A 445-nucleotide genomic window follows, 5' to 3' on the forward strand; every position below is an offset into this window, starting at 1 on the left:
CGGCAGGCTCGTGACGGATCTGCCGCGCCTCGCCCCCGAGCTGCGGTCGCTGCTCGCGTCCGGCCGCGAGGCCAGCGACGAGGTGTACTTCGCCGGGGAGCGCCTGCTCGCGGTCAACCAGCGGCCCACGGACCGCGACGGCGGTCCCAAGGGGACGGTGGTGACCCTGCGCGACTCCACCGAACTCCAGGCGGTGACCGGCAGGGCCGAGATCGCGCGCGAGCGACTCAGACTCCTGTACGACGCGGGCCTCGGCATCGGCACCACCCTGGACGTGCTGCGCACCGCCGACGAGCTGGCGCACGTGGCGGTCCCGCGGTTCGCGGACTACGTCACCGTGGACCTGGCCGACGCCGTGCTGCACGGCGAGGAGCCGGCCGCCACGGCGACCGGCATGCGGCGCACGGCCGTGTACGGGGTCAGGGACGACCACCCGCTCTACGAG

At 74.6% G+C, this 445-nt stretch carries 1 protein-coding gene; it reads left to right on the forward strand.

The genetic code is table 11. The features are described from left to right. Positions 1 to 445, forward strand: a 445-nt coding sequence (locus tag J7U37_RS24915; RefSeq protein ID WP_247637500.1) for a hypothetical protein, incomplete at both ends; no start/stop codon positions are given.

Origin of the sequence: Methylobacterium sp. 37f (assembly GCF_023093475.1) — a bacterium.
GTDB lineage: Bacteria > Pseudomonadota > Alphaproteobacteria > Rhizobiales > Beijerinckiaceae > Methylobacterium.